General features: G+C 44.3%; 7 protein-coding genes. All 7 read right to left on the bottom strand.

What is annotated here, in order from left to right:
* The coding region (gene hisG / locus WKI49_00185; GenBank protein MEJ7620919.1) for an ATP phosphoribosyltransferase at positions 1-509 on the bottom strand (509 nt) is incomplete at its 3' end.
* 16 nt (positions 510-525) lie between these two features.
* Complete coding sequence (locus tag WKI49_00180) at positions 526-1,209, bottom strand: biotin--[acetyl-CoA-carboxylase] ligase (GenBank protein ID MEJ7620918.1); 684 nt, start codon at positions 1,207-1,209, stop codon at positions 526-528.
* Positions 1,184-2,473 (bottom strand): Ni/Fe hydrogenase subunit alpha, encoded by a 1,290-nt coding sequence (locus WKI49_00175; GenBank protein ID MEJ7620917.1) that lies wholly within the window; start codon positions 2,471-2,473, stop codon positions 1,184-1,186. The genes WKI49_00180 and WKI49_00175 overlap by 26 nt, the downstream gene beginning before the upstream one ends.
* Entirely contained in the window at positions 2,470-3,213 is a 744-nt protein-coding gene (locus tag WKI49_00170) for a Ni/Fe hydrogenase subunit delta (GenBank protein ID MEJ7620916.1), read from the bottom strand. Before WKI49_00170 ends, WKI49_00175 begins: the two co-directional genes overlap by 4 nt.
* Positions 3,210-4,010 carry an FAD/NAD(P)-binding protein gene (locus WKI49_00165; protein ID MEJ7620915.1) on the bottom strand — a complete coding sequence of 267 codons (801 nt, stop codon included), beginning with the start codon at positions 4,008-4,010 and terminating at the stop codon, positions 3,210-3,212. Before WKI49_00165 ends, WKI49_00170 begins: the two co-directional genes overlap by 4 nt.
* The gene (locus tag WKI49_00160; GenBank protein MEJ7620914.1) at positions 3,997-5,100 is read right to left on the bottom strand and encodes a 4Fe-4S dicluster domain-containing protein; all 1,104 of its coding nucleotides are present in this window, start codon (positions 5,098-5,100) and stop codon (positions 3,997-3,999) included. Before WKI49_00160 ends, WKI49_00165 begins: the two co-directional genes overlap by 14 nt.
* Positions 5,064-6,179 (bottom strand): peptide chain release factor 2, encoded by a 1,116-nt coding sequence (prfB, locus tag WKI49_00155; protein ID MEJ7620913.1) that lies wholly within the window; start codon positions 6,177-6,179, stop codon positions 5,064-5,066. The genes WKI49_00160 and prfB overlap by 37 nt, the downstream gene beginning before the upstream one ends.
* Between the last annotated feature and the right edge of the window lie 29 nt (positions 6,180-6,208).

Below are 6,208 nucleotides of genomic sequence, written 5' to 3'. Positions count from 1 at the left end.
TCTATCACCACAAGGTTGTTTTCCCTCAAAGTCCTTCCAGTTTGCACCAAGTCCACGATAAAGTCAGAAAGTCCAATAAGAGGTGCAAGCTCCACAGAACCGCTCAAGGGTATAACCTTACACTTTACGCCCTTTTCTGAAAAAAATTCTTGAGTTATGCGAGGGTATTTGGTGGCAACCTTTATGTAGGAGCTTTTGAGGTATTTTTCTCTGTTTTCTTCCTTGCCCGCCACCACTATCCTACAAAAGCCTATTCCAAGGTCAAAAAGCACATACAGGTCTGGTTTTCTCTCAAGTAGGACATCTCTGCCAACCACTCCAAGGTCCGCTACGCCGTTTTCCACATAAACAGGCACATCAAAGGGTTTCACAAGGAGAAACTCATAGTCTCCAACCTTTACGCTTAGCCTTCTTCCCTCCTCAAAGCCCTCTTGTATTATTCCCTTTTTGAGAAAAAGCTCAAGGCTTTCTTCAAAGAGCCTGCCCTTTGGTAGAGCTATCTTTAGCATGGCTTAAAGTATAACATCACAAAGCCCTAAGGGTAAGGTCTCCTACACTAAAAGACTTGAGACCTTCTTGAGTTAGCAAAAGCAGGCTTCCCTCCTCAGAGATGCCCTTTAAAATGCCAACCACTGGCTCTGGAGTGTAAAGTATGACCTCACTATCCTTGAAAAGTAGCCTGTCTTCTATGGCTTGCTTAAAGGCAACAAAGCCAAAGGCATTGAGCTTGTCTATGTCCCTCTCAATAAACACTAAAAGCTCCAGAAGGAAACTAACCTTATCAAAGGTCTTACCACTAAGCATTCTAAGAGATATGGCTTCAAGGTCCTTTGGAAAGCTCTCTTGGTTGAGATTAATTCCCACACCTATAACTATCCTGTCCCTTAGCCTTTCTGTGAGAACGCCACAGACCTTTTTCCCACCCACATAAAGGTCATTGACCCACTTTATGGCAGGCATAAAGCCAAGAGCTTTTAGGTAAGAAGCCACCGAGTGAGCTATCACAAGAGGTAAAGTAGCTTCGTCTTTTATGCCCACTGGAATAGAAAAGCTAAAATACAGCCCGCCCTCTGGAGAGTGCCAGTGTCTTCCAAGCCTTCCACGACCAGAGGTTTGCCTGTTTGCAACCACCACAGTGCCCACAAAAACCTTCTTTGCTACCTCTTGCGTAGAAGAGACCTCCTCAAGCCAAAGTAAACTTCTTAGCATCTTTGAGGCTCACCTTAAGAAAGTGCGTGGCACAAGAGATGCAAGGGTCAAAGCTCCTTATCACAGGCTCCGCATGGTCTCTAAGCCAATCCTCTTTGAGATTTTCCCTGTCCTTTATAAGCTCCCAAAGGGAAAGCTCTATGGCTCTTTGGTTTTGAGAGGTAGGCGGGACTATGTCCGCACTTAGTATCCTGCCTTCACTGTCAAAGGAATAGGAATGCCAAAGTATACCTCTTGGTGCCTCTGATACTCCATAACCAGTAGAGCTCTTTGGGACCACTTCAACTTTACTTTTTTGTGGCTTTTTGTAGTCCTTCACTATCCGAATAGACCTTTCAAGGGCATGGACTATCTCTACAATTCTTACGAGAATGCCTTTGTGGGGGTTTTTTACCATGGGTTCAAGGCTTAGTTTATGAGCGGTCTCTATGGCAAGTGGTGAGAGCTTTTCAAAGGCGTTGTTAAAACGAGCTATAGGACCTACCAAGTAAACCCTTCCATCCTTTGTCATTGCATGCTTGGCGGTGGAATAGGGGACTTCAAACTCTACAAAGACACTCTTGAACTCTTTTGGACTAACCCTTACACCTTCAAGATAGATATCTCCCTTAAGTATTGGATAATCCTCCTCTATGAGAGAGACAAATAAAACCTCCTTGAGTTCAAAGTCTGGAAAATTAAGAGCCTTTAGTTTTTCCACAGTCCATAGGGCTTTTTCAAGAGCCTTTTCAAGGGTCTCCTTTAGCTCCGAAAGACTCTCAGGAAGAGCACTAAAGCCACCTGGGACAACAGAAACTGGATGAGAAGTTCTTCCTCCGAGAGTTTGGATTATAAGGCTTCCAGCCCTTTTTATCTCCATCCCTGCAAGCACAAGACCCTTGTCTATTTTGGAAAGCTCAATGATTGATGGGACATTGAAAAAATCGGGAAGATGTAGGAAAAATACGTGCAATGCGTGGCTCTGAACCCACTCTCCAAAATACATTAGCCTTCTAATTTCTTCTATATCTTCTGGTATTTTGACGCAGAAGGCGTCCTCTATAGCCTGAACACCGCTCATCTGATAAGCGACGGGGCATATTCCACATATGCGTGCGGTAATGTCTGGTATAACTTGGTAAGGTTTTCCTTTGAGTATACCTTCTATGAACCTTGGTGGCTCGTATATTGAAAGCCTTAGACTTTCTGGTTTTCCATCCCTTAAAAACACCTCAAGGCTACCTTCTCCCTCTACCCTTGTGAGGGCTTCTATCTGAACCTTCATAGCCATTCCCTTATGCTTTTATTGTAACCATTGAAGGAAATCCTCAAAAGCTCCTTTAGAAGGTCTTGAGATACCCTTAGCCTACTGTAGCCTTCAAGGAGTGCTTGCAGGTTTGGTTTCTCCACAGGACCATAACAGCCATAACAACCTCTTTCAAAAGTGGGGCAGAGAGCTCCACAACCCGCCACAGTTATTGGTCCAAGACAGATTAACCCTTTGGCTACCACCACGCAGGGATTACCCTTCCTTTTGCACTCCAAACAAACAGGATAAGATGGGAGTTGTGGGCTTTTGCCTTGCAGAAGGGCTATAAGCACTTCCCTTAAGGCTTCCTTGTTTATGGGACAACCTCTTATTTCCAAGTCTACCTTTACAAAGTCAGAGAGAGGTTTTGAAAGGGGGTTCACTTCGTATCTTCCAGAATACACTGAAAAGTATATCTCTGAAAAGTCTTCAAAGTTCCTTGCGGATTGAATGCCTCCAGAAACCGCACAGGCACCGATGGCTACAAGAAACCTTGAGCTCTCTCTTATCTTTTTTATTCTTTCCTCTTCCTCTGGAGTGGATACGGACCCTTCCACAAAGACAAGGTCAAAGTAGTCCCATGTGTTCTTAGAGGATGCTTCAAGGAAGTATTGTATCTGAACCTTTTCGGAAAGCCTTAAGAGTTCCTCTTCAAGCTCAAAAAAGGCAAGCTGACAGCCATCGCAGGAAGAAAACTTGAAAACACCTACCCTCATACCTCTTTCCTCTCAAAGTATTCTCTTATAAGGTCATACCGGAATATGGGACCATCCTTGCAAACAAAGTATGGACCTATCATGCAGTGTCCACAGGTTCCAACGGAGCATTTCATATGCCTTTCAAGGGATGCGTATATGTTGTTCTGGGGTATACCCTTCTCCTGCAAAATCCTCACACAAGCTTTTACCATGGGGTCTGGTCCGCAGGTAAAGACTATGGTATCCTCATCAAGCTCTAACTCTTTTAGGAGTTCTGTTATAAGCCCCACTTTTCCTTTCCAGCGAGGGTCTGGTCTGTCAAGAGTTATGTAAAACTCCGCCTTTGAGCTCCAGTTTTCATAAAGGTATCTGTAAAGAAGGCTATCGTAGTCCTTTGAACCGTAAAGATGAACAAGTCTCTTAATGGGTTTGTTGAGAGCCTCTTCAAAGACCCATCTTGTTGCTGCAAGACCAAGACCTCCCGAGATTATAAGGAGGGTCTTGTTATAAGCCCTTTCTATCTCCCAGCGATTGCCATATGGACCTCTCCAATAGAGGTAGTCTCCTTCCCTTAGCTGGTCTATATGTCTTGTTACATCACCCACCGCTCTTACTGTGTGGACTATGTAGCCTTCTCCCATGCTGGCTATTGTGATAGGTGCTTCTCCCACACCAAAGGCGTATAGCATGTTATACTGCCCTGGATAGGCAGGCTCTTGAGTCTTTACATGAAAGGTATAAACTCCCTCGCATTCCTTTATAACTTTCTCCACCCTTCCTGCCTTCAAAAGGTAGGGGTTCTCAAGCGTAGGCAATTCTTCTTACCTCCTCCCTTATGTCTATACCTACTGGACACCATGTTATGCACCTTCCACAACCCACACAGCCAAAGCAATCAAACTGGTCTACCCAATAGGCAAACTTATGCATGAGCCACTGTCTATATCTTGAGTGGACGCTCTGTCTTAGATTAAAGCGGTGGACGGTGGCAAAGGAAGGTGAAAAGCAAGAGTCCCAAACCCTAACCCTTAGACTTTCATCTAACTCAAGGTTGTTTCTTTCAAGAATATCAAAACAAAAACACGTAGGACATGCTTGAGTGCAAGAGGTGCAGGCAACACAGCGTTTTTCTATATGCTCCCAGTAGGTTGAGTCCATTTTACCGTAAAGCCTCTCTGGGAGACCCTCCCTTTCAAAATGAACCCGCATCATAGCCTCAGTTTCCCTAAGCCTCTGTGCTTTCTCTTTAAAGTGTCTTCTTTCAGCATCGCTTTTGTTTTCAATCTTTTCAAGAATCTCTCCCCCCCTTTCTGAACCTACTTCTACGAGAAATCCTTCTGAAAGCTCTGTTATGAGCAGGTCATATCCTTCCTTTACCTCAGGACCAGTTCCCATGGTGGAGCAAAAGCAGGTGAAAGTGGCATAAGTGCAGTTTACTGCCACCACAAAAAGCCCCTTCCTAAGACCTGCATAGTATGGGTCGGGGTGAGGATTTTTATGGAGAAAGACCAAGTCTAACACCCTTAGGGCTGAAAGGTCGCAAGCTCTTATATCAAAGAGGCACAGAGTTTCTTCTTGTATATGAACTTGAAAACTTAACTTTCCTTTCTCTTTCTTTACCTTAATGAGCGCAAGCTCCGGGGGATGCAAAAAATTTTTAAAGGAGTTGTAAGGATGTGTGTAGGTAAAGTAGCCTCCAGACCTTTCAAGGGTGTAAAATCCAGGAGCTTCCACATTCTTGTAGCCAAAGGGAAGACTTTCAAAGTTGTCTACCTCAGAGAAGGCTATCAACCCATCTTTTAGCTTTGGTGCTATAACCCTGTATTTCTCTCTTAGCCTGTCAAAAAGCTCCCTAATCCCCTCAAGGCTTAAGAGGTAGCTTCCGCCTTTTCCTTTGCTTTCCATCTTAGATACTCCTCTATAAAGGGGTCTATATCGCCGTCCATCACTGCAGATACATTGCCAATCTCAAGACCAGTTCTGAGGTCCTTTACAAGTTGGTATGGTTGGAATATGTAGGACCTTATCTGATGACCCCAGCCTATATCTGTTTTTTCACCTTCAAGAGCCTTCTTCTTTTCTTCAAGCTTTTGAAGTTCAAGCTGATAAAGTTTTGCCTTGAGAAGCTCAAGAGCCTTTAACCTGTTTTGGAATTGAGACCTTTCTTGTTGACAAGACACCACTATACCCGTTGGCTTGTGCCTGAGCCTTACCGCAGTGTCTGTTTTGTTCACATACTGACCTCCCGCACCGCTTGCCCTAAAGGTCTCCATTTCAATATCTTCTTCCCTTATCTCTATGTTTATGGTCTCGTCTATCTGAGGCATCACGCTCACCGAAGCGAAAGAGGTGTGTCTCCTTGCGTTAGCATCAAAGGGAGATATCCTCACAAGCCTATGGACTCCATGCTCACCTTTGAGATATCCGTAGGCGTATGGACCTTTTATTAGAAGAGTTGCACTCTTTATCCCCGCCACATCGTCTGGGTTTATATCTATCACCTCAACCTCGTAGCCATGTTTTTCCGCCCAGCGTTTATACATTCGGAGTAGCATGTTCGCCCAATCGCAGGCTTCCGTGCCACCAGCACCCGCTTGAATTGTCAAGTAAGCGTTCTTTGAATCCATCTCATCAGAGAGAAAAGCCTTTATCTCCAAGTCCCTTATAGGCTTTTCTATCCTCTCTAACTCCTCCCTTAGCATCTGGAGAGTTTCTAAGTCTTCTTCTGGCGTAATCTGGAGTATTTCCTCCACGTCTTGGAGGACCTTTTGTATTTCTTCAAGTTCCCTTATATTCTCCTCAAGCCACCTTCTTCTTTGAGTAAGGCTTTTTGCCCTTTCCGTGTCTTCCCAGAAGTCTGCGTTAGCCATTTTCTTATCTATTTCTTCCAACTCCTCTCTCAAGGCTTGGGGGTTCAAGGTAGACTTTATATCCTCAAACTTCGCCTTAAGTTCCTCTAACTTTTCTCTTATCTCCGCTATCATGAGAATTTAATATAATCTCAATAAAGCCT

It is taken from the genome of Aquificaceae bacterium (assembly GCA_037722135.1).
In the GTDB taxonomy this organism is placed as follows: domain Bacteria; phylum Aquificota; class Aquificia; order Aquificales; family Aquificaceae; genus Pampinifervens; species Pampinifervens sericum.
Note: the sequence above shows the minus strand (reverse complement) of the source record. Positions and strands in the feature narration are given on the sequence as shown.

Excerpts from the sequence above, each read along its gene's own strand:
- WKI49_00180 (MEJ7620918.1), bottom strand. The coding sequence starts at position 1,209 with ATGCTAAGAAGTTTACTTTGGCTTGAGGAGGTCTCTTCTACGCAAGAG.
- WKI49_00175 (MEJ7620917.1), bottom strand. The coding sequence starts at position 2,473 with ATGAAGGTTCAGATAGAAGCCCTCACAAGGGTAGAGGGAGAAGGTAGC.
- WKI49_00170 (MEJ7620916.1), bottom strand. The coding sequence starts at position 3,213 with ATGAGGGTAGGTGTTTTCAAGTTTTCTTCCTGCGATGGCTGTCAGCTT.
- WKI49_00160 (MEJ7620914.1), bottom strand. The coding sequence starts at position 5,100 with ATGGAAAGCAAAGGAAAAGGCGGAAGCTACCTCTTAAGCCTTGAGGGG.
- prfB (MEJ7620913.1), bottom strand. The coding sequence starts at position 6,179 with ATGATAGCGGAGATAAGAGAAAAGTTAGAGGAACTTAAGGCGAAGTTT.